This window comes from Leuconostoc sp. UCMA20149 (assembly GCF_030400235.1).
GTDB lineage: Bacteria > Bacillota > Bacilli > Lactobacillales > Lactobacillaceae > Leuconostoc > Leuconostoc pseudomesenteroides.
Genome location: NZ_VJYC01000003.1, coordinates 182,998 through 204,525 on the forward strand (window position 1 = coordinate 182,998; position 21,528 = coordinate 204,525).

Here is a 21,528-nt window from a genome sequence, read left to right on the forward strand (position 1 = left end):
TTTTTTTGTTAAAAGAATTACTAGTCGAATACTTAGCTATCTGTTAGACTAGTATTATCAATAAAAATGGAGCAAAAAAATGGCAAAAAAAATCTACTTGGCGAGTCCCTTTTTCGATGAAGAACAAATTGATCGTGTATCGCGAGCTGAATCTGCTTTAGCAAAAAATGAGACAGCCTCCTCTGTATTTTCACCTAGAGAACACCAACATGAAGAATTTGAAATGTTTTCTCATGAATGGCGAATCGCTACGTATAATGGTGATGTTGACGCTATTAATGATGCTGATATCATGGTGGCTGTGATTGATTACGTTGGGCAGGAAGTAGATCCTGGAACAGCATGGGAATTTGGATATGCAGTTGCGAACAATATTCCGGTAATTGTTGTTAAAGAAAAAGAAGGAGCGGTCAACTTGATGATGGGTATTCCGTTAACTGCTTACTTGACAAGTGTTGACGACTTAGCCACTTATAATTTTGATGCCGTAACAGAGATCCCTTTTACTGGTGAAATTTTTTAGATTTGGTCTTGACATAGAATACAAATGAAAGCATTAGTTATTCGGCAGCCATACGCTTCGCAGATTATGTTTGGCTCAAAAAAAATTGAATATCGCTCTTGGCATCCTGGTAAAGTCACAGATTTTCTAGTTGTTTCATCTGCAAAATCACAACAAGGAACCTTTGACTTGATGTTGCCGAAACGTACTGCATTAGCAACGGTACATATTGATCGAGTTAGTCAGGATGACGATATTTATGCTTGGCATTTAACAGTGACATCTTGGGTTAAGCCGTTTTTGGTCAAAGGTAAACTAGGTTGGTTGTCAATTGATGATCGTTTAATTCATCAAAATACCGCTGTGCTAGCTGATTTGAAATCCTATCGGTGTGATAAAATCGTATCAAGTCGAATTGAACCATTCGAGAAAGAACTATCTGCAATCGCCATGTCACAGATGCCAAAAACTTATGCTAAAGTTTTGGCGGATTCAGGATTAGACGAGCTTTATAAGGTATGGCAAGCTCGCCATCAACATGGTTATTAGAATAATTATATGAAATGGAGAATCATTATGAGTAAAGCAGTTATAACAGTTGTGGGGCAAGACAAGCCAGGTATTATTGCAGCTGTGGCTAGCAATTTATCAAAACATCATATTAATATTTTAGATGTTTCTCAAACTATCATGCAAAATATTTTTACTATGAGTATGTTAGTCAATTTGGAAACATTGGATGAACAATTCAACGCCTTACAAGACGAGTTAAATCAACTGGGTGATAAATTAGGTGTGACAATCCATACACAACGTGAAGAAATATTTGAAACAATGTCACGTGTTTCAACGCAAGACCAACCTTTCTGAGTACGATAATTGCGTCTATCTCAGCACAGTTTACTGGAGAAAAAATGGAAACAAAGCAAATACTGGAAACAATTCAGATGGTTGAAGAAGAACATCTTGATATTCGTACTATCACGATGGGCATTTCTTTATTAGATACTGTGGCGGGTGATCCGAAGGCTACCGCCCAAAATATTTATAATAAAATTACAACTTACGCTAAAAATTTGGTGTCAGTAGCTGAACAAATTGAACGTGAATTCGGCATACCAATTACTAATAAACGAATCAGTGTCACGCCAATTGCTTTGATTGCTGGTCACGCAACACCTGATGAGATGCTGTACTATGCTCATGCCATGGATGATGCGGCAAAAGCTGTCGGGGTTGATTTTATTGGCGGATATTCGGCATTGGTTCAAAAGGGATTTGCTAACGGTGACTTAGCCCTTATTCAGTCAATGCCACGTGCTTTAACTGAAACTGATTTGGTCATGTCAAGTGTTAACATTGGCTCAACCAAAGCTGGTATTAATTTAGATGCTATTAAATTAATGGGTGAAACGGTGATGGCAATCGCGGAGAAGTCGGATACCGCCAATGCTAAGTTGGTTATTTTTGCCAATGCGGTTGAAGATAATCCGTTTATGGCAGGTGCTTTTCATGGCGTCAGCGAGCCTGATGTAGTCATTAATGTGGGTGTTTCAGGCCCTGGTGTTGTTAAACGTGCCATCGAAAAAGTTAAGGGTGAGTCGATTCAAGTTGTTGCTGAAACTGTCAAACAGACCGCGTTTAAAATTACACGTGTTGGTCAGATGGTTGGTGCTTTGGCTGCCCAACGTCTTGGTGTTGAATTTGGGATCGTAGATCTAAGTCTAGCACCGACCCCAGCGCGCGGGGATTCTGTGGCAGAAGTACTGGAAGAAATTGGTCTTGAGCAAGTAGGTGCCCATGGCACAACGGCGGCATTGATGTTACTTAATGATGCTGTCAAAAAGGGCGGTGTGATGGCTTCACAGCGCGTTGGTGGTCTTTCAGGTGCTTTTATTCCGGTTTCTGAAGATGCTGGCATGATTGATGCTGCTAAAGCGGGGGTATTATCATTGGCCAAACTTGAAGCTATGACTTCAGTTTGTTCTGTCGGCTTGGATATGATTGCTATTCCAGGAAACACACCTGCTACGACGATTAGTGCTATGATTGCTGATGAAGCGGCAATTGGCGTACAAAATAATAAAACAACGGCCGTTCGGATCCTGCCAACGTTGGGCAAGGACGTTGGTGACATGGTCGACTATGGTGGTCTTTTAGGTACGGCACCAGTTATGCCAGTTGTTGAAAAATCAAGTGCTGATTTTATTAATCGTGGTGGGCATATTCCTGCACCAATCCATTCGTTTAAGAATTAAAAAGATGAGAACCATAATTGGTTCTCATCTTTTTAATTCTTAGTTTTGTATTGCGGTTGAGAATTTGAAATTGGATTTTGATTAGTATTTGTTGCTTTCACAAACATTAACGCAATATAGACGGATAAGATGATGATAATTAGTGCCGCTAAGACACGCAAGGGATGATAGAAAAAGTTTTTGATGCCACGCAATAATTTACTATGAGGTCGGGTTTGTGTTTGGTCGCTTTCTGTGATAGAAGCTTCAAGTGCGTAAGCAAAACTGGCATTATCAACTACTTTAGATTTTTCTTCATAGGGGACAATTGTCAATTCTCGGTTATCTGACATTTTGGTAGGACGTTCACGGCGCAAGTCACGGTTGTGCAAAATGTTATTGCGGAAATTAGCAATAACAATAAGTGTCCTGTTTTGCAAAGTCATTAAGCCACTACGCAGCTGTTCTAATGGGGTTGTCATTGGTACTTTCATCAGCAAATCTCCGTTCACAAAGTATAGTTAGATGGTTAATTTTAAGGTTTACTACTATCACTATACGATATTTTATTTAGGGTTTGGGTAAGTTTTGTATATCCTAAACAAATTAAAGTGTTCTTAAACATTAAAAGGCGGGTATAATATGAGATATGACAACGAGAGAACTAGAACTATATCATGATTATTTACAAGCGGAGCGCCAATACTCACCGCAAACCTTAAAAGCGTATCTCACTGATATCACCGAATTTGAAACATATCTATCTGAAAATGGCGGATTTACAAAATTCAAAGAGGTTCAGGGACTTGATGTCCGTGTTTTTTTAAATGATCTTTACGAACATAATTTAGCACGAACAACCATTTCGCGTAAGATTAGTAGTCTTCGTATGTTTTATCAATTTTTGATTGCAAATAAGTTTGCTTTGGATAATCCATTTGATAATGTGGCTTTAAAAAAGCATCAAAATCATTTACCTGAGTTTTTTTATGAAAATGAAATGCAGGAGTTGTTTGATGTGGCATATGACCATTCAGATAAGCTTTGGCAACGAAATGCCGCTTTATTGGAATTTTTATATGCCACGGGTGCTCGTGTGGCTGAAATTGCTAATTTGCAACTGGAACAAGTCGATTTTTCACAACGGTTAGTTCTAATTCATGGAAAAGGTAATAAAGACAGATATGTACCTTTTGGTCATTTTGCGGCAATAGCGCTTTCAACTTATATTGATGGTTTAAGATCAGAGTTAACAGCAGGCATGGACCACCGTGTCGTTTTTGTTAATCATCGTGGACAACCCATCACAACCGCAGGCATCACTTATATTCTTGATCAACTCATGAAGCAATCATCATTAACCGGCAAAATTCATCCCCACATGTTGCGACACACTTTTGCGACACATCTGTTAAATCACGGTGCGGACATGCGTACAGTGCAAGAATTATTAGGCCATGTCAATCTTTCTACGACGCAAATGTATACACATGTTACTCGAGAAAGTTTGCAGAAAAATTATCAAAATTTTTTTCCACGCGCAAAAAAGTAAACGCTTCACAAATGACAAAAAACAAGGTAGAATTATAGTTATGATAACTCTTGAAAATAAAAACCTAATTGTAAAAATCAATGAAGAAGGTGCCGAACTAACTAGTGTTTGGCATAAAGATGCTGAGTTGGAATATATTTGGATTGCTGATCCTAAATATTGGGGTCGTCACGCTTCTAATTTATTTCCAATTGTTGGTCGCCTGCGTGGCGATCAATTTAAAGTGGCAGGTGAAACTTATTACATGAATCAGCACGGTTTTGCCCGTAACATGGTGTTTGACGTTGTTGAGCAAAGCGAGAATAAAGTTGTTTTCCGGATTGTAGATACGGAAACAACACATCGTGTCTTCCCTTTTAAGTTTCAGTTAGATATTAGCTATGAATTAAGCGATGATGATACATTACATGTTGCTTATATTGTGCACAATCCAGACACTGAGGAATCGTTGTTCTTCAGTGTTGGTGGGCATCCAGCTTTCAATTTACCACTTGATGGGGGTAAATTTTCTGACTATTATTTGTCAATTGAGCCGGAAGTCACATATGATCGTGTTCGACTTGTGGGACCATATTCAAATCCTAATAATCCAACGCCGTTTAATGCAAGTATTCCGCTTCGTTTACGACAAGAGGATTATCATGATGATGCGATTATTTTGAAGCTAGATCGTCAGAAAACATCATTTTTGTTAGCGCGATTGGCTAATCAGCATGGTTTACGCATGGTTTTGGATAATGCACAGTATATTGGTGTATGGACACCAGCCGGCAAACAAGCACCGTTTATTGCACTTGAACCATGGTGGGGTATTGCTGATACTGTTGACGCTAGTGGTAACTTCAAAGAAAAGTTTGGCGTTAATGTTTTGGCAGCAGGTGACACGTTTGAAGGCACCTACAGTCTACAATTCTTTTAAAAAATCAAGACGTTTTAGCAGGTAGAGTTAATTTATTTTTTATGAGAATTTAATTAGGTATTGACAATTATATTAAATTCCGTTATGATAAATAACATCAAATATTAAAGGTTAGGAAAAATGAACAATACAATCTTAAAAAACAATAGCTATTTTTACTTCTGGTTTATGTAAACCCGTCGCACGCCAAGTGTGTCGGGAACGACGCACTTAGCGACCAGAAGCTTTTGAAGGTTGAGTCACTAAGTTGTAATAAACACTTAGTGACGTTCTATTTTTCAGATAATGAATTTTCTGTTAAACCGAACTAAGTGTTATGCACTTAGTTCGGTTTTTTATAATACGGAGAATAATATGACAACAAATAATAGCATCGAAACGCAGACAATTAACATGCTACGGCTATTGTCTAATCAAATGATTAGTAAGGCTGGATCAGGGCACCCTGGTATAGCGCTTGGAGCAGCACCTATTTTATATGAATTGTATGCTAATCAACTCGTCATTAATCCACAGAATCCGAAGATGATTAATCGAGATCGTTTTGTCCTCTCTGCTGGACATGGTGCCGCATTACTGTATGCAACCCTGCATGTCGCCGGTTTTAATATTTCTAGTGATGATCTTCAAGATTTTAGGCAACCTTATTCAATAACTCCGGGGCATCCAGAAGTTGGCCTAACGCCAGGTGTGGAAGCAACAACTGGTCCCTTGGGGCAAGGTCTTGGAATGGCCGTTGGCATGGCGATGGCGGAGGAACATTTGCGGGCTAATCACCCTGAGGTAATTAATCATTATACTTATGCTTTGGTTGGTGATGGTGATTTGATGGAGGGTGTTAGTCATGAAGCAGCGTCACTAGCCGGACAACAACAGTTAGAACGCTTAATTGTTTTGTACGATGACAATAACGTCAGCTTAGATGGACCAAAAAACCGTGCTGATGTGACTGATAACATTGTCCGCTTTCAAAGCTATGGTTGGCAAACGTTACTAGTTGATGATGGCAATGATTTAAACGCAATCCATGACGCAATTGAAATGGCAAAAAAAAGTGACAAACCGTCCTTAATTGCAGTTCAGACAGTTATTGGTGATTTTGGACCATTTGCTGGTTCCAATAAAGCGCACGGCACACCGCTTAAATCAAGTGAATTGCTGGATTTGGCTCATAATTTGAATGTGGACATTGATAACTTTAACGTACCAGCTAACCTACTGGCTGATATGAAAGACAGAATAATGCGACGTTTAAATCGAGAGAAACAACCATCTCTTTCGGCCATGCAAGCTTATGAGGCGACAACAGCAACTAATAAATTAAAAGTACCAACAATTGTTGATGATTTGAAACAACAAGCTGGTCGTAAAATTTCTAAGCATATTTTGCAAAAATTTGCGCAACAACTACCCAATTTGTGGGGCGGTTCAGCTGATTTAGTCGCTTCCACGAACGCTGAAATTGTTGGAGCAGATTTGTTTAATGCACAAAATCGTGCCGGTCGTAATATTGCGTTTGGTGTTCGGGAGTTTGCGATGGGTGCAGTGATGAATGGTATTGCGTTACATGGTGGCACAAAAATATTTGGCGCAACATTTTTAGCTTTTTCTGATTATATGAAAGCCGCAATCAGATTGAGTGCACTTCAAAAAGTACCTGTGATTTATGTTTTCACTCATGATAGCATAACGGTTGGCGAGGACGGTCCCACACATCAACCTGTCGAACAACTAATGGCGTTACGTTCTATTCCAAATGTCGAGGTTCTTCGACCAGGGACGGCCAATGAAATAGCATTAGCTTGGCAACAAGCTTTGACTTCAATTGACAAACCAACAATCTTGATTTTGAGTCGTGGTAATTTAGGCACCCAAGGTAATGAAGTACAAGCCAGTAATGCTCAGAAATATGGCGCATCAGAAATTATTCATAACGAACAGGCCAAAATCAATTTGATAGCTACGGGATCAGAAGTTCAAATTGCCATAAAAGTCAAAGAATTATTGCCATTTCCTGCAAATGTCATCAGTATGCCCAATTTAAGGAAATTTCAGTCATTAGAAAAATCTAAAAGAAATAACATTGTCGACGAATATACTGCAAAAAATGTCATAATAGAGGCAGGAACTTGTCTGGGGTGGCGTGAAATTGCGCAGGATAATGGGCTGATTTTTGGGCTTGATGATTTTGGTATGAGCGCTGCACCAGACATTGCGTTACGCGAATTGGGATTTGACGCTCACGCAATCAGTGCACGAATTATTGAGGACGTAAAATGACTTTATATGGTTTATTGGCTTATCCAGCAGGACACTCATTATCACCAAAAATGCAAAATAAAATGATAAATGCAGCTCATATTGATGCCTATTACCAAGCGTTTGATGTAGCACCACAATTATTTGAGCAGGCGATTGTTGGTTTAAAAACGTTACAAATCAATGGCTTTAATGTTTCAACGCCATATAAAAATCAAATTATCAACTACTTGGATGATATTTCACCGTTGGCACAAAGATTACAGGCTGTTAATACCGTGAAACGTATAAAAAACAGACTAGTGGGCACAAATACTGATGGTGATGGTTTTTGGCAAAGTATTAAGCGTCAACAGCCTAAAGAAAATATTGTAGTCATCGGTACTGGTGGTGCTGCTCGTGCCATTATTGCCAGTGCACGAGAGTATGGGGTTAGAAATATATCTGTTTTCAATCGTGCGCATCAAAATTGGTCGCAACGCGAGACTGAAATTGCCTATTTGAGTCAAGGCATCGGACACTTGGAAGATTTGGCTGACAATCAGGCTTTAACGCAAGCATTACTTCAAACAGATATGTTGGTCAATGCAACAACTGTTGGCATGAATGATGCGCGAACTTTGCTGACAGATTATCAATTATCACTCATGCCTTTGCATAGTCTGGTAGTTGACATCATTTACCGCAATCAGCAGACTGTTCTTTTAAAATCAGCGTCACAACGAGGATTACTAACGATGAATGGCATACCGATGTTAGTTAATCAAGGCGCACTAAGTTTTGAATATTGGTTTGACCAGCCAGCCGATCGCCTCTTAATGGCAAAAGCCATTACATCTTAAAAACATTATTATAAAAAGTGGAGAATAAAACATGATAATTATTGCAAAATCAACAGTAGCTGCTCAACATATTGCTCAGGTGTTAGATCATCAAAATCCAATTAAACCAGTGTTTGTTCATGATAACCGTGTTGCTTTAGCAGGTGTCAAGACTTTACCTGAAACTGAGTTACAGGAGGTAAAATCAGAAATTGTGGAGATTATTACCAACCATCATTCAGCAATTAAGTCGTCACGTGACTTTCATCCCGAAGATACAATCATTAAAACACCTCACAGTGTCATTGGTGGACAACATTTCACATTCATGGCAGGACCTGATTCAATTGAGTCTCCAGCTCACGTTGAGGCGATGGGAAAAGCAGTTAAAGCAGCTGGGGCTACCGTGCTACGCGGTGGTGCATTTAAACCTAGAACCTCGCCATATTCTTTCCAAGGTAATGGTGAAGCAGGGTTGAAAGCCCATCGCGCGGCCGCTGATGCCCTCGAGATGGATATGGTGACCGAGATTTTAGATACCCGAGATGTTGATTTGGTAGATTCATATACTGATATTTTCCAAGTTGGTACACGCAATATGCAAAACTTTGCATTGTTGAAAGCATTAGGAAAGAAGCAGAAACCAGTTGTCTTAAAACGTGGTATGTCAGCTACGATTGACGATTTGTTAAACGCTGCAGAATACATTGCTGCAGGTGGCAATGATCAAATTATCTTGATGGAGCGTGGTATCCGTACCTATGATAATAAATACACACGCAATACCTTAGACGTATCTGCAATTCCTGTTTTGCAATCGTTGACGCACTATCCTGTTGTAGCTGATGCTTCTCATGCGGCTGGTGTCTCTAAATTTGTGGCACCTCTAGCATTAGCTGCTGTGGCAGCAGGCGCACAAGGCCTTATGACAGAAATTCATGATGATCCTGCACATGCCTTTGTTGATGGGGCGCAAGCTTTGACGCCGGATGAATTTAAACTGTTAGCAGACAAGATACGTCAAATTCGGGAGGCAATTAAATGAGTCAAGTAATTGTTGAATTAGCAACAAAAACTTACAAAGTTAAGATTGATAAACAACTACACAAGCACATTGGTGAAGAATTGAGTCAAGTTTGGAGCAAACGTAAAATAGCATTGCTGACAGATAGTAATGTTGGACCGCTTTACTTATCAGACACTGAAACGCAATTACGTTCTGCAGGTTATGAAGTATTGTCGCTGACTGTTCCAGCTGGAGAATCATCAAAATCATTGCCTGCTGTTGGTGAATTGATTTCAAAAATGGCTTCGGCAGGCTTCACACGTGGCGATGGTGTCATTGCTCTGGGCGGTGGTGTCATTGGTGATTTGGGTGGTGTGGTCGCTTCCTTATATATGCGAGGCATTGCCTTTGTACAAATTGCCACATCGCTCACCGCGCAAGTTGATTCGTCTGTTGGTGGCAAAACAGCTGTTAATTTAGGTGACACAAAAAATATTGTGGGATCATTTTACCAGCCAGATCTTGTATTAGTTGATGCGACTTATTTGGACACGTTGTCTGATCGTGATTTAGTCGAAGGATATGGGGAAGTGGTCAAAACATCAGCGCTGTCTGGTGGCGATTTTTATCAATTGACCGGTACAATCAAGGGTGTTTCTGACATACGTGATCAAGCACAGATTTTGTCTGAGAGAGCAATTACTTACAAAGCATCAGTGGTAATGGCTGATGAAAAAGAATCTGGGCAACGTCAGTTTTTGAATTTTGGTCATACGTTAGGGCATGCGATTGAGTTACTGGCACACGGTCAACTCCGTCATGGTGAAGCAGTAGCTATTGGTATGATTGAAATTAGTCAACGCTTTGAGCGCGACGGAATAACCCCCAGTGGCGTGACTGATTCATTGCGTGATCGTTTGAAAGCAGTTGGATTACCGACAACTTCACCGTTGATTGGCACACCTAATTTTTTCAAACATCTAGTGAACGATAAAAAAAATCATGGCGGTGTGTTAAATTTAGTTGCACTTGCTAATATTGGTGAACCAATTATTGTTAAGAAGAATATAGCCGATATGCCGGCATTTATGGAGAATTAATATGCGTTATACAACTGCTGGCGAAAGCCATGGACCGGAAGAAATTGCCGTCATTGAAGGTATTCCGGCTGGATTACATATTACACAAGCTGATATTGATGAGCAACTGGCGCGCCGCCAACAGGGATATGGTCGTGGTGAACGACAAAAAATTGAAACAGACACCGTTACTTTTCTCACTGGTGTTCGCCATCAACTGACCTTAGGTTCGCCAATTACATTAAACGTTCATAACGACGACCATAATAATTGGTCCAAAATTATGGCGCCAGATGATCTAGCAACATCAGAAAATACACTGCGAAAAGTTTTACGTCCACGTCCTGGTCATGCTGATTTGGTCGGTGGCATGAAGTATCGTCATCATGATGATTTGCGTAATGTATTAGAACGATCATCGGCCAGAGAAACAACAATGCGAGTCGCAGTAGGTGCAGTCGCAAAAAAGTTACTATCAGAAATTGGTGTCGATGTTCATGGCTTTGTGGTTAATGTTGGACCTGCGAAATCGAATTTGAATGACCTAACAAAGTACCATGATTTAAACGAATTACGTTTAGTGACAGAGAGCTTTCCAACACGAGCGTTATCTGCTGAGGCCGACGCAGCGATTCGCGAAGTAATCGATCAAACGAAACGGAACGCTAACACGGTGGGTGGTCAGGTTCAGGTGATGGCCACTGGCATGCCAGTCGGCTTAGGATCATATGTATCGGCTGACACCAAATTAGATGCTAAAATTGCGCGCGCAATTGTTGGCATAAATGCCTTTAAAGGTGTTCAATTTGGTGGTGGTTTTGATAATGCTGAAAAATTTGGTGACCAAGTTATGGATGAAATTTTTTGGGATGAAAAGTGTGGTTTCTATCGTGGTTCTGATAATCTTGGTGGTTTTGAAGGGGGGATGACGACTGGTGAGGCGATTGTTGTGCGAGGTGTGGTGAAACCAATTCCAACACTCTATCGTCCTATGCAATCAGTTGACATTGATACACATCAAAACCATAAAGCGTCAATTGAACGTTCAGATACGACGGCCGTGACAGCTGCTGCAGTTATTGCCGAGGCGATGGTTGCTATTGAATTGGCCAAAGCGGTGTTAGACAAATTTGACGCAGATAATATTGATCGAATGAAAGAACAAGTTGAACGCTATCGTGACGAAATTAGAACATTTTAAAAAATAAGCGGGTCTCACCGCGTACATAAAAATTGGAGACATAATAATGATTAAATTGACACAAGCCCCTAAATCTGGCCTTCATGGTGAAATTACCGTGCCTGGTGATAAATCTATCTCTCATCGCGCGTTGATGTTTGGCGCAATTGCCACTGGTGAAACAAAGATTGAAAATTTCTTGCCATCCGATGATGTCATGCATACAATGAGGGCTTTTCAAGATTTGGGCGTTTCGATTACACAAAATGGTCGACAATTGCATGTTGTTGGAAGAGGAATTAATCAATTTAAGGCACCAAAACAACCACTTGATATGGGAAACTCGGGGACATCAACACGATTGTTAATGGGATTACTCAGCCGCCAGCCTTTTGATATCCAATTATTTGGAGATGAGTCGCTTAGTCAGCGACCTATGAAGCGCGTCGCAACCCCTCTACTACAAATGGATGCCAACATCGAGTTAGCTGAGAATGGCACTTTGCCAGCTACACTTCATGCGAATAAGACATTAAAAGGGATAACTTACGAAATGCCAGTTGCTTCTGCGCAAGTAAAAAGTGCTATATTACTTGCGGGGATGCAGGCTGACGGTGTGACTAGAGTGATTGAAAAGTTGCCAACTCGTGACCACACAGAGCGAATGTTAAAACAATTTGGTGGTGTAATTAACAGTAAAAATGGTGTTATTGAAGTGACAAAACAACCAGAGTTATTCGGGCAAAACGTCATCGTGCCGAGCGATATTTCAAGTGCGGCGTTTTTCATGGTGGCGGGTCTAATTACGCCCAATTCAGACATAATCCTCAAAAACGTTGGTATTAATCCAACCAGAGATGGGGTATTGAAGTTGTTAAAACGCATGGGTGCGAGTATCAACGTGAATCAGATACAAAATGAAGGCGAACCAATGGCTGATATCATGGTTAAAGCACAACCACTTCATGGTATTGAAATTACAGCTGAAGATGTTCCCGGCGCTGTGGATGAATTGCCTATTTTAGCATTGGCTGCTACGCAAGCGATTGGTGACACCGTTATCACTGGGGCTGAAGAGCTTCGTGTCAAAGAAACGGATCGAATTGCCACTGTGGTAGCGGAGCTAAGCAAAATCGGTGCAGATATTCAAGAAACGCCAGATGGCATGATTATACATGGTAAAACACCATTACACGCGCTTAACGAGTCAGCATTGCTCGATTCTCACGGCGATCACCGCATTGGTATGATGAATGTCATTGCTGCCTTAATTACTAAAGGTGACGTTGTATTGATGGGTGAGGATGCGATGAGCGTGTCATATCCAGGTTTTTTGGAAGATATGAACGCCCTAATGAGAGAGAAAAAATGACAAAAATAGCAATAATCGGTTTAGGTGAGATGGGTGCCTCAATAGCGGCTGTATTATCTCAAAATGCTAATCACGAAGTAACTGGTGTTGATTCAGATACTAAAGCAGTAGACTTCGCTTTAAAAACAGGGATTATAACCAAAAAAGCGTCAAATATCGAACAAATAGCATCGCAAATGGACGTTATTATTCTAGCAACACCAGTGAATATTATTAGCCAACTAATCGTTCAGTTAAGTCATTTGAGGTTAAAAGAACGTGTGATTATTACTGATACGGGGTCAACAAAACGTGAGATTATGGCGTTAGCAGAAAAATTATTAACGCCACAAAATATCACGTTTATTGGGGGTCATGCCATGGCTGGTACGCATAAAAGTGGTGTGTACGCGGCAGATATAAAGCTATATCATCATGTTACTTACTTTTTGATGCCAAGTACCATTAGCACAAGTGAGCCCTTAATTGATTTATTCAAGCCACTAGGCGCAAATTTTAAAGCGATGTCAGTTGATGAACACGATGATTTAATGGCTATGATCAGTGATGTGCCACATATTGTTGCTTTTTCACTAGTTAATGCTGCCACTAACCGTTTGGGCCCAGCAAACATGTTCGGGCAATATGTGGCGGGTGGCTTCAAGGATACAACTCGTATTGCTGCCAGTGATCCAGAATTATGGACAGACGCTTTATTGAGTAATAGCGCTGCTGTTTTAGCTAGTCAAAAACAACTAATAGTTGAATTAGAAAAGTTTAATACGGCCATTCTTGCCAATGATCGTTCTAAACTGATGGCAATGATTACTGATGCAAAAGCGTCACGAGAAACATTATTAGACAGATAATTAGGGAAAAATCATGATTAAAGAACCAGATACACTGATGTTAGTGGGATTTATGGGTGCCGGTAAAACGACTGTTGGCAAGGAAATCGCGCGTCAACATCACTCACGATTTATCGATATTGATTCAGAAATCGAACGCGTTGCAGGACAAACAATTCCTGAAATCTTTATAGAACGTGGCGAGATTGGCTTTCGAGCGCTTGAGACGCAAGTTTTGGCGTCAGTTCAGACTTTTAATGGCGTGGTGGCAACGGGTGGCGGTATCGTTGAACGACCTGAAAATATAGCTGTTTTAAAAAATTCACCCGCAACAATTATTTATTTACACGGTAACTTAGAGAGTACAATTGGGCGGCTCATCATTGAAGGACAGAGGCCATTACTGCAAGAAAAGTCCACCGCAGAATTCTTTGCACTCTGGAAAGAACGTGATCCAAAATATCAAAGTGTTGCCAACATGACGGTAGAAACGGTCGGAAAAACACCAGCACGAATTGCAGCTGAAATCATTGCCTTATTTAGTGCAAATGAGGATGAGTTAGCTCTGCTGGCACTTCGCTCACAAATTGATGCCTTTGATCGCCAAATTTTTAAAATCATTGCCCAGCGATTAGAGGTAGTCTCATCAGTAGCGCGCTATAAAGAAAAATTTGGATTAGCAACCATTCAAACAAATCGAATGGTTCGCTTGCGAAATGATTTAAAAGCAGATTTCGCATTGTCAGAGGACATTACGGATGATATGATTGACGCTGTGATGGCGATTCTCATGCAGGCGGCTATCGATAAAGAAAATCGTCAATTAGACAGGTAAAAATATGAAACTACATACTTTGGGACCAATTGGCACAGATTCACAAGTTGCTGCAACACATTATATGACGAATCAAGCTCTAGTTTTGCATGATACTTTTGAAGAAATATTGACACATTTATCCGATTTTAGCGGGGACGAACTTATCATGCCAGTGGCTTTTAGGTCCAATCAGGAGCAAAATCTAAACTGGGTTGATTTCAATTATCTATCATGGGAAAATATAACAATACGCGCCACATTTTCATTACCATTGATGCCATTAATTGTTGTGGAAAATTTGGCGTATCAGCGAAATATCGCCTTAACACACGCAGCAACGGAAGGTTTGATGAAGCGCTATTTAACTAATGTTGGGTTAGATGATGCTTGGGGACCATCAGTTATCTTTTCTCCTAGTAAAATGGTGGCGATGACTGATTTTATCCATGACCAAGACCGCTTGACTATTATTTCTGCTGATCAATTTAATAAATTACCTGAGAGTCGTGATTCACGTTACGTCGTGCGACAAACTTTAAAACCACCGATGATTTGGGTGGTGTATCATATTAATTAGTAAGTCATTTTGAATAATAACTCAAAAAAGGATTGAAGGCATGACACTAAGACAACTACTACATATTCCAGCAACTACTGACAAGCCACTCATTGCAGTTCCATTGATGTTAGGGCCAACTGGCAAACTAACACCTTTTGCCCAAAAATTGCAGGCACAGAATCCAGATATTGTTGAATGGCGAGCTGATTATATTGCTGATGATTTCAGTCAAGCAGTGATGTGGCAGCAGGTAAAAGCTGGTGCGCAGGCGGAACTGAATCAAAAAAATGTCTCGACAATGACTGAAGCTAAAATGCTGGCAGAAATTGACAACGCTAAACAAGAATTTTTGGCAAATTGGCCGATGATGAATCAGCAAGTAATCAAGGAACTGACTGCTGCCGTATTTAACAGTGTTGGTGAGTTTCCAGTATTGTTAACTTATCGCACACAGTCTCAAGGTGGAAAAGGTGAAATGTCACCAGTTGAAGTAGCCACATTTTTAACGCTTGCTTTACAATCTGGTTATCCTTTTACTGCCGTGGATATTGAATACACAATGCCTGAAGAACTGCGCACGCGGGTGATTACCACTGCGCGACAACAGCAGGTACCCGTGATTTTTTCGTACCATGACATGAATCAAACTCCCGATGATTTGCACGCGCAGCTGGTAGATATGGCTAAGCCTGACATTGATATTATCAAATTAGCAGTGATGCCACAAAATGCCAACGACGTTGATCGCCTATTGTTGGCAACGCGGGCTTTCTCAAAATCACAAGATAAGCCATTGATTACAATGAGTATGGGCCAATTAGGTGAAAAAACTCGGATTACTGGTTATCAATTTGGCTCTGAATTAACGTTTGCTACTTTAGATGGAACACCAATTAGTGCACCAGGACAGATATCGATAAGCGAATTGTTGCAAGCTTGGCAGTAATTTGCTATAATTGTCTTGACCAACTGGGTAGTATCTATCTACCTACCCGCCACTTCTTAGGAAGTGGCGTTTTTTTTGTGTCAATTGATAGCATTATTGTCACGTGAATCGCGTGGTATAATTGATGTACAGAATAGTAAAGGATTTGAAAATCATGAATAATTTTACTTTTAAAAATGTGACAGATATCCGCTTTGGAGAAAATAGACTGGACACTGAGTTAGCAGGTGTAGTCGCACCGTTTGGTAAAAAAGTCCTACTGGCTTACGGTGGTGGCTCAATTAAAAATAATGGTCTGTATGACCGCGTTAAGCGTGCGCTGAAAGATTACGAGATTTTCGAACTTTCAGGCATTGCGCCTAATCCTAAAATTGACTCAGTACGTGAGGGTCAACAACTGGTCAAAGAAAATGATATTGATGTGATTATCGCAGTTGGTGGTGGGTCAGTGATTGATGCAGCCAAAGTTATTTCTATCGCCAAAAGCTATGATGGGGATGCATGGGATTTGGTGCTAGATTCCAAAAAAGCGACAGCGCAAATGCCGATAATTGATATTTTAACGCTTTCTGCTACCGGAACAGAAATGAATAAAAATGCTGTGATTAGTAACCCTGAAACAAAGCAAAAATTGGGCACGCGAACATTACGCCAGCCCGATGTATCATTTTTAGATCCAAGTTTGACATTTTCAGTTTCAAAATGGCAAACTGCCGCTGGAGCGATTGATATTTTTAGCCATTTATCAGAACAATACTTTGATCAGTCGGAAGATAGTGACATTTCACGTGGTATGATTGAAGGTATTTACCGCGCTGTTATCAAATGGGCACCTGTTGCGCTGACAGAACCTGAAAATTATGAGGCACGCGCTAACTTGATGTGGGCGTCAACCATGGCATTGAATGGCACAGTTGGACTTGGTAATGTTAATGGCTGGACAGTACACCCAATTGAGCATGAATTGTCAGCGTACTATGACATTACACACGGTGTCGGATTAGGCATATTAACACCGCGCTGGATGAAAAAAGCGCTTTCTGCGAAGACGCTGCCTCGTTTTGCAGCATTTGGGCGCCATGTTTGGGGATTATCGGGAGATGATGAATCAGTTGCAGGCGAGGCAATCCAGGCCACATTTGATTGGATTAAATCACTAGAAGTGCCAACGACATTACCTGGTGTTGGTATTACCGACACGACAAATTTCAAAGCAATGGCAGATAGTGCTGTTGCCGTTGGTAACCTAACAACAAATGGCTATGTTAGCCTTAATAGTGAAGATGTTGTTGCTTTATTTGAAGCTTCAATGAATAATGATGGCTTTTAGCTCTAATTAGAAACTGCCCAGTGACCATCACCATCTAATTTGAATAGCGGCAGTGTTGCTAAAAAAGTAATGTCATCACGCTGCTCAGCTTGACCTTCAGCTAGAATCGCAAATTTGCCAACAATGTGAGCACCTGCTTGAAATAATATCTTTTCAACAGCTTTTAAAGAACCGCCAGTTGAAATCACATCGTCAACCACCAACACTTTTTTGTTGTGTATTATTTTAGCATCTTTACCATCCAAAACTAGTGTCTGGGGTGTGGCTGTGGTGATTGCTGACGATTTAACGACGAGTGGTGAGGTCATATATGACTTCACATTTTTGCGTATGACAATGTAGTGGCTATTTCCTGTTTGCCTAGACATTTCTTGAGCAAGTGGGATACCTTTAGTTTCAGGGGTCACAATATAGTCAAATTCAAAATCAATTGCTTTAGACAATTCAACGGCAGCGACGTGTGCTAATTCAGCGTCACCTAGCAGCACAAAAGACGCAATTGCTAGGTCTGATTTGATAGGAACAATTGGGAGGTCACGTTTTAGCTTAGCGATGCTGATTTGATAGCTTTCAGACATAATATATTGGTCCAATCCTATTAATGTTCGTTTTTACGAAAAATTTTATATTTTTAATATTCAAATTTTATCATTTTACGAACTATTGGGCAATAACAACAATTTTAGACAATTTTTTGAGGAGAACAGATTAGATCCAACAGATCTATCCACAAGTGTATGACAAGATATGAATTAACAGAGAAAGAATTAGTTCGACAAATTAATAACGCATTACCAAACATTAAACCTAGGCAAATTAGCGCAACGTTGACCTTGTTGAATGACGCGGCAACCGTACCATTTATTGCAAGATATCGTAAGGAAATGACTGGTAACTTAGACGAAGTGCAACTTCGTCAAATACAGGTTACAAGCAAAAAAATTCAAGAACTATCTGAACGAAAAAATACAGTCTTACGTGCGATAGATGAGCAAGATAAGCTCACGCCAGTACTGTCTAAAAGTATCATTGATGCAGAAAATATACGTGAAGTTGATGATATTTATTTGCCATATAAACAAAAGCGACGCACAAAAGCAATGATTGCCCGTGAAAATGGGTTACAGCCGCTGGCTGACTGGCTATTGAACCATTTAGGTACGTCTGTGAATGAACGCTTACACGCATACTTTAATGAAACTATAAAGCGTGACGCGGATGCAACTGCTGGTATACATGAAATTTTGGCGGAACAGTTTGGTGAAGATCAGAGTTATCGGCAATGGCTTCGGACTAGAATGATGCGTGATGGGCATGTCTTGTCAACTCTGAAAAGAGGTGGTGAGGCAAAAGATGATACAAAAATTTACGAACAATACTATGATTTTGATGAATCAATTCAATCGTTGAAAGAAAATAAATTTAGAATTTTGGCAATTGATCGTGGCGAAAAGGTTGGCGTATTATCTGTTAAAATTGATTTCCCAGCCGCTCGATTATTGCATTTTATGAAAATTAAAATTATTGGTCATCAACAGATTGAAAAGAAAAATGGTGAGCTAATCAATTTTGCTATTGAGGATGCCTACAAGCGCTTTATTCAGCCAGCCATTGAACGGGAAATTCGACAAGAATTAACACAAATTGCGCAGCAACAAGCCATTCAAGTTTTTGGTAATAATTTGTATCATTTATTGATGCAAGCACCGTTGAAAAATAAAATTGTGATGGGATTTGATCCGGGCTTTCGAACTGGATCAAAATTAGCCATTATAGATGGTAATGGCAATTTTTTGGTTAAGCAAGTGATTTTTCCTCACTTACCTGCAAGTAAACACGAACGAGATCAAGCCGCGACAACATTTAAAAAATTGTTAAAAGATTTCAACGTTGAATTGGTAGCCATTGGCAACGGCACAGCATCTCGTGAATCGGAAGAATTTGTTGCTGAAAATCTGATAAAAGGCGTTCGATATACAATTGTTAATGAAGCTGGAGCATCTGTTTATTCGGCTTCTGAGGCAGCCAGAGCAGAATTTCCAGATCTACATGTTGAAGAACGAAGCGCGATTTCAATCGCTCGAAGAGTTCAAGATCCTTTGGCGGAACTGATCAAAATCGATCCAAAATCCGTCGGTGTTGGTCAATATCAACATGATTTGAATGCGAAAGCACTTGATGAGCAAGTTGACGCTGTTGTTGAAACAGCGGTTAATCAAGTGGGTGTTAACTTAAATACAGCTTCAGCAAAATTATTGACGCATATAGCTGGGCTTAATCAAAAATTAGCAGAAAATATCGTGGCTTATCGTCAAAACGGGCGACCATTTACGTTGCGCACACAGTTAAAGGACGTACCGCGTTTGGGACCTAAGGCTTATGAGCAGGCGGCAGGATTTTTGCGAATTGTTGATGGCAAAAACATATTGGATAATACAGATATACATCCTGAAAGTTATCACATTGCGACTCAAATCATTGATATGGGGCAATTGTCAGTTCATGAATTATCATCTTCAATAGCCAATAAAACTTTAAGTCTTTTGGATAACTCAGACACTGCTGCTAAATTAGGTGTTGGTGTTCAAACACTACATGACATTATTATTAGTTTGCAAAAGCCAGGTCGTGATGGCCGATCTGAAATGGTTAGTGCGTTATTAAAGTCCGATGTATTACATGTAGCAGACTTAAAATCTGGCATGAAGCTACAAGGGACAGTGCGCAATGTGGTTGATTTTGGTGCATTTGTGGACCTAGGAGTAAAACAGGATGGTTTGGTGCATATTTCTCATTTGAGCAAGAGACGTATTAAACATCCGGCAGAAGTTGTTTCAGTTGGTGATATTGTAGATGTTTGGGTACTATCTGTTGATGAAAAACGTCAAAGGATAGCACTGACGATGTTAGCGCCCAAATAAAAAAATCGCATCATTTTGATGCGATTTTTTTAGTCAACTAGAGGTAAAATGTTGACGATTGAAATACGATCACTTTCATCGTTCTTCAATCGTTCAATGATTTCGTTATAGCGGCGCTCGGATAGCGGTTCTTTTTGATCGAAAGTTAAAATTTTGTTGTCGATATGATTACTAGTGCTTGGGTATTGTTCGATACGATAAATAATCAATAGTTTTTTATAGGCGAATGGCTGTACAATCATGCCTTCAAGCTTTTCTTCGACATGTTCCGTTGCCTGAGTGGTTGCATTTTGTTCGATTTTTGTTTGTGTTTTTTTGAATAGGGCCATTATTTCATCTCCGTATTTTTGGTGAAGTAGGTCGTGAGTCCAGCCACAACATTTTTTGCAATTTTCTTTTGGTAACTGGTTTTGCGAATGTACTTGAGGTCTTTGTTATTATTGATAAAACCATTTTCCAACAAAACGGCAGGCTGTGTCGTGTCTTTGAGAACAATATATGGTGCTGTATCAACACCACGGTTAGTCAGAGGCATATTGTTAAGGCTGTCACTTAATGCTTGAGCTAGGTTTTGACCATTTTTATGATAATAGTATTGAGAAATACCTGAAGCACTTACTGTGGATGAATCAAAATGAAACGAGATTTGTGCATCTGCCTTATATTTTTCACCAACTAAAGGAATTTTGAGTAAAGGCACAATATTATCACTATCTCGGGTCATCAAAATGCGAGCACCACTTGGCGCTAGGGCGGAACGAACTAGTCTAGCAGTTCTTAATGTATAAGTTTTTTCTTTATACTTACCATTCTTAGATAAGGCGCCGGTATCTGTGCCGCCGTGACCAGGATCTAACACAATGGTGGCTTCACTCAATGCAGTAGCATGTTTCAGGTTAACAGCATTTGCAACCCAACTCGCTACCCAGCCAGTTTTTTCATTATCAGAGCGTCGGACGTGCCACCAACCGTTTTGTTTGTCCAAGATAATCAATTTTGTACCACGCTTGAGCGAAGCAGTCGAACGATACTGACGACCAGGGCCGGTTCGTAATTGTACATTATCGGGTCGTGTGAAAGTTTCAGTTTTTGAGATGAGCGATACAATTAATCCTACCGTCGTTAATAGGACAACTGTGGTGATAATCACACCAATTAAATTACTAAGTAGCCACTTTTTTACCATAATTATCCTAAAATA

General features: G+C 40.1%; 22 protein-coding genes. 18 read left to right on the forward strand and 4 right to left on the reverse strand.

Annotation, left to right across the window (positions count from 1 at the left end):
- The first annotated feature begins 79 nt into the window (after positions 1 to 79).
- From FF105_RS04110 to FF105_RS04125, 4 genes are read left to right on the forward strand one after another with little or no spacing between them, the layout of a single operon-like run.
- Positions 80 to 523 carry a nucleoside 2-deoxyribosyltransferase gene (locus tag FF105_RS04110; RefSeq protein WP_010278314.1) on the forward strand — a complete coding sequence of 148 codons (444 nt, stop codon included), beginning with the start codon at positions 80 to 82 and terminating at the stop codon, positions 521 to 523.
- 24 nt (positions 524 to 547) lie between these two features.
- Complete coding sequence (locus FF105_RS04115) at positions 548 to 1,051, forward strand: ASCH domain-containing protein (RefSeq protein WP_010278311.1); 504 nt, start codon at positions 548 to 550, stop codon at positions 1,049 to 1,051.
- A 27-nt stretch (positions 1,052 to 1,078) separates the two neighbouring features.
- Entirely contained in the window at positions 1,079 to 1,372 is a 294-nt protein-coding gene (locus FF105_RS04120; protein ID WP_010278308.1) for an ACT domain-containing protein, read from the forward strand.
- 44 nt (positions 1,373 to 1,416) lie between these two features.
- The gene (locus FF105_RS04125; protein ID WP_010278305.1) at positions 1,417 to 2,760 is read left to right on the forward strand and encodes a PFL family protein; all 1,344 of its coding nucleotides are present in this window, start codon (positions 1,417 to 1,419) and stop codon (positions 2,758 to 2,760) included.
- Positions 2,761 to 2,792: 32 nt separating this feature from the next.
- Here FF105_RS04125 and FF105_RS04130 read toward each other — a convergent pair whose 3' ends face one another.
- On the reverse strand, positions 2,793 to 3,233 hold the full coding sequence (locus FF105_RS04130; protein ID WP_010278302.1) for a hypothetical protein: 441 nt from the start codon (positions 3,231 to 3,233) through the stop codon (positions 2,793 to 2,795).
- A 155-nt stretch (positions 3,234 to 3,388) separates the two neighbouring features.
- On the opposite strand from FF105_RS04130, the gene xerC reads away from it, so the two are divergent.
- From xerC to FF105_RS04195, 13 genes are all read left to right on the forward strand, one after another.
- Positions 3,389 to 4,291 (forward strand): tyrosine recombinase XerC, encoded by a 903-nt coding sequence (gene xerC / locus FF105_RS04135; protein ID WP_010278299.1) that lies wholly within the window; start codon positions 3,389 to 3,391, stop codon positions 4,289 to 4,291.
- Between the two features lie 40 nt (positions 4,292 to 4,331).
- On the forward strand, positions 4,332 to 5,210 hold the full coding sequence (locus FF105_RS04140; protein ID WP_010278297.1) for an aldose 1-epimerase family protein: 879 nt from the start codon (positions 4,332 to 4,334) through the stop codon (positions 5,208 to 5,210).
- Positions 5,211 to 5,564: 354 nt separating this feature from the next.
- Complete coding sequence (locus FF105_RS04145) at positions 5,565 to 7,490, forward strand: transketolase family protein (RefSeq protein ID WP_010278296.1); 1,926 nt, start codon at positions 5,565 to 5,567, stop codon at positions 7,488 to 7,490.
- Complete coding sequence (locus tag FF105_RS04150; RefSeq protein ID WP_010278293.1) at positions 7,487 to 8,311, forward strand: shikimate dehydrogenase family protein; 825 nt, start codon at positions 7,487 to 7,489, stop codon at positions 8,309 to 8,311. The genes FF105_RS04145 and FF105_RS04150 overlap by 4 nt, the downstream gene beginning before the upstream one ends.
- A 31-nt stretch (positions 8,312 to 8,342) precedes the next feature.
- Complete coding sequence (gene aroF / locus FF105_RS04155; RefSeq protein ID WP_010278291.1) at positions 8,343 to 9,335, forward strand: 3-deoxy-7-phosphoheptulonate synthase; 993 nt, start codon at positions 8,343 to 8,345, stop codon at positions 9,333 to 9,335.
- The gene (gene aroB, locus FF105_RS04160; protein ID WP_010278290.1) at positions 9,332 to 10,396 is read left to right on the forward strand and encodes a 3-dehydroquinate synthase; all 1,065 of its coding nucleotides are present in this window, start codon (positions 9,332 to 9,334) and stop codon (positions 10,394 to 10,396) included. Before aroF ends, aroB begins: the two co-directional genes overlap by 4 nt.
- A 1-nt stretch (position 10,397) precedes the next feature.
- A complete protein-coding gene (aroC, locus tag FF105_RS04165; protein WP_010278288.1) occupies positions 10,398 to 11,576 on the forward strand; it encodes a chorismate synthase in 1,179 nt (392 codons plus the stop codon).
- A gap of 46 nt (positions 11,577 to 11,622) precedes the next feature.
- Positions 11,623 to 12,927 carry a 3-phosphoshikimate 1-carboxyvinyltransferase gene (gene aroA / locus FF105_RS04170; protein WP_010278286.1) on the forward strand — a complete coding sequence of 435 codons (1,305 nt, stop codon included), beginning with the start codon at positions 11,623 to 11,625 and terminating at the stop codon, positions 12,925 to 12,927.
- Positions 12,924 to 13,775 carry a prephenate dehydrogenase gene (locus FF105_RS04175; protein ID WP_010278285.1) on the forward strand — a complete coding sequence of 284 codons (852 nt, stop codon included), beginning with the start codon at positions 12,924 to 12,926 and terminating at the stop codon, positions 13,773 to 13,775. The genes aroA and FF105_RS04175 overlap by 4 nt, the downstream gene beginning before the upstream one ends.
- A gap of 13 nt (positions 13,776 to 13,788) precedes the next feature.
- Positions 13,789 to 14,589, forward strand: a complete 801-nt coding sequence (locus tag FF105_RS04180; protein ID WP_010278283.1) for a shikimate kinase — start codon at positions 13,789 to 13,791, stop codon at positions 14,587 to 14,589.
- A gap of 4 nt (positions 14,590 to 14,593) precedes the next feature.
- Positions 14,594 to 15,148, forward strand: a complete 555-nt coding sequence (locus tag FF105_RS04185) for a hypothetical protein (protein WP_010278280.1) — start codon at positions 14,594 to 14,596, stop codon at positions 15,146 to 15,148.
- A 40-nt stretch (positions 15,149 to 15,188) separates the two neighbouring features.
- Entirely contained in the window at positions 15,189 to 16,076 is an 888-nt protein-coding gene (gene aroD, locus FF105_RS04190) for a type I 3-dehydroquinate dehydratase (protein WP_010278278.1), read from the forward strand.
- A gap of 154 nt (positions 16,077 to 16,230) precedes the next feature.
- Positions 16,231 to 17,406 carry an iron-containing alcohol dehydrogenase gene (locus FF105_RS04195; RefSeq protein ID WP_010278276.1) on the forward strand — a complete coding sequence of 392 codons (1,176 nt, stop codon included), beginning with the start codon at positions 16,231 to 16,233 and terminating at the stop codon, positions 17,404 to 17,406.
- Between the two features lie 2 nt (positions 17,407 to 17,408).
- On the opposite strand, the gene FF105_RS04200 is transcribed toward FF105_RS04195, so the two are convergent.
- Complete coding sequence (locus tag FF105_RS04200; protein WP_010278272.1) at positions 17,409 to 17,984, reverse strand: phosphoribosyltransferase family protein; 576 nt, start codon at positions 17,982 to 17,984, stop codon at positions 17,409 to 17,411.
- Positions 17,985 to 18,143: 159 nt separating this feature from the next.
- Between FF105_RS04200 and FF105_RS04205 the strand changes: the two genes are divergently transcribed.
- Positions 18,144 to 20,327, forward strand: coding sequence for a Tex family protein (locus FF105_RS04205; RefSeq protein WP_010278269.1), 2,184 nt, complete (start codon positions 18,144 to 18,146; stop codon positions 20,325 to 20,327).
- Positions 20,328 to 20,356: 29 nt separating this feature from the next.
- Here the strand turns inward: FF105_RS04205 and FF105_RS04210 are convergent, their stop codons facing one another.
- Both FF105_RS04210 and FF105_RS04215 read right to left on the reverse strand, forming a co-directional pair.
- Positions 20,357 to 20,656, reverse strand: a complete 300-nt coding sequence (locus FF105_RS04210; RefSeq protein WP_010278267.1) for a hypothetical protein — start codon at positions 20,654 to 20,656, stop codon at positions 20,357 to 20,359.
- Positions 20,656 to 21,513: an N-acetylmuramoyl-L-alanine amidase gene (locus FF105_RS04215; protein ID WP_010278264.1), complete on the reverse strand. Its 858-nt coding sequence runs from the start codon at positions 21,511 to 21,513 to the stop codon at positions 20,656 to 20,658. Before FF105_RS04215 ends, FF105_RS04210 begins: the two co-directional genes overlap by 1 nt.
- Positions 21,514 to 21,528: the final 15 nt, after the last annotated feature.

Bases quoted from the DNA above. Each gene is read 5' to 3' on its own strand.
- aroD (WP_010278278.1), top strand. From the start codon at position 15,189: ATGACACTAAGACAACTACTACATATTCCAGCAACTACTGACAAGCCA.
- FF105_RS04150 (WP_010278293.1), top strand. From the start codon at position 7,487: ATGACTTTATATGGTTTATTGGCTTATCCAGCAGGACACTCATTATCA.
- FF105_RS04145 (WP_010278296.1), top strand. From the start codon at position 5,565: ATGACAACAAATAATAGCATCGAAACGCAGACAATTAACATGCTACGG.
- FF105_RS04200 (WP_010278272.1), bottom strand. From the start codon at position 17,984: ATGTCTGAAAGCTATCAAATCAGCATCGCTAAGCTAAAACGTGACCTC.
- aroA (WP_010278286.1), top strand. From the start codon at position 11,623: ATGATTAAATTGACACAAGCCCCTAAATCTGGCCTTCATGGTGAAATT.
- FF105_RS04125 (WP_010278305.1), top strand. From the start codon at position 1,417: ATGGAAACAAAGCAAATACTGGAAACAATTCAGATGGTTGAAGAAGAA.
- FF105_RS04140 (WP_010278297.1), top strand. From the start codon at position 4,332: ATGATAACTCTTGAAAATAAAAACCTAATTGTAAAAATCAATGAAGAA.
- FF105_RS04185 (WP_010278280.1), top strand. From the start codon at position 14,594: ATGAAACTACATACTTTGGGACCAATTGGCACAGATTCACAAGTTGCT.
- FF105_RS04175 (WP_010278285.1), top strand. From the start codon at position 12,924: ATGACAAAAATAGCAATAATCGGTTTAGGTGAGATGGGTGCCTCAATA.
- FF105_RS04210 (WP_010278267.1), bottom strand. From the start codon at position 20,656: ATGGCCCTATTCAAAAAAACACAAACAAAAATCGAACAAAATGCAACC.
- FF105_RS04110 (WP_010278314.1), top strand. From the start codon at position 80: ATGGCAAAAAAAATCTACTTGGCGAGTCCCTTTTTCGATGAAGAACAA.
- aroF (WP_010278291.1), top strand. From the start codon at position 8,343: ATGATAATTATTGCAAAATCAACAGTAGCTGCTCAACATATTGCTCAG.
- FF105_RS04115 (WP_010278311.1), top strand. From the start codon at position 548: ATGAAAGCATTAGTTATTCGGCAGCCATACGCTTCGCAGATTATGTTT.
- xerC (WP_010278299.1), top strand. From the start codon at position 3,389: ATGACAACGAGAGAACTAGAACTATATCATGATTATTTACAAGCGGAG.
- FF105_RS04215 (WP_010278264.1), bottom strand. From the start codon at position 21,513: ATGGTAAAAAAGTGGCTACTTAGTAATTTAATTGGTGTGATTATCACC.
- FF105_RS04130 (WP_010278302.1), bottom strand. From the start codon at position 3,233: ATGAAAGTACCAATGACAACCCCATTAGAACAGCTGCGTAGTGGCTTA.
- FF105_RS04180 (WP_010278283.1), top strand. From the start codon at position 13,789: ATGATTAAAGAACCAGATACACTGATGTTAGTGGGATTTATGGGTGCC.
- FF105_RS04205 (WP_010278269.1), top strand. From the start codon at position 18,144: ATGACAAGATATGAATTAACAGAGAAAGAATTAGTTCGACAAATTAAT.
- aroC (WP_010278288.1), top strand. From the start codon at position 10,398: ATGCGTTATACAACTGCTGGCGAAAGCCATGGACCGGAAGAAATTGCC.
- FF105_RS04120 (WP_010278308.1), top strand. From the start codon at position 1,079: ATGAGTAAAGCAGTTATAACAGTTGTGGGGCAAGACAAGCCAGGTATT.
- FF105_RS04195 (WP_010278276.1), top strand. From the start codon at position 16,231: ATGAATAATTTTACTTTTAAAAATGTGACAGATATCCGCTTTGGAGAA.
- aroB (WP_010278290.1), top strand. From the start codon at position 9,332: ATGAGTCAAGTAATTGTTGAATTAGCAACAAAAACTTACAAAGTTAAG.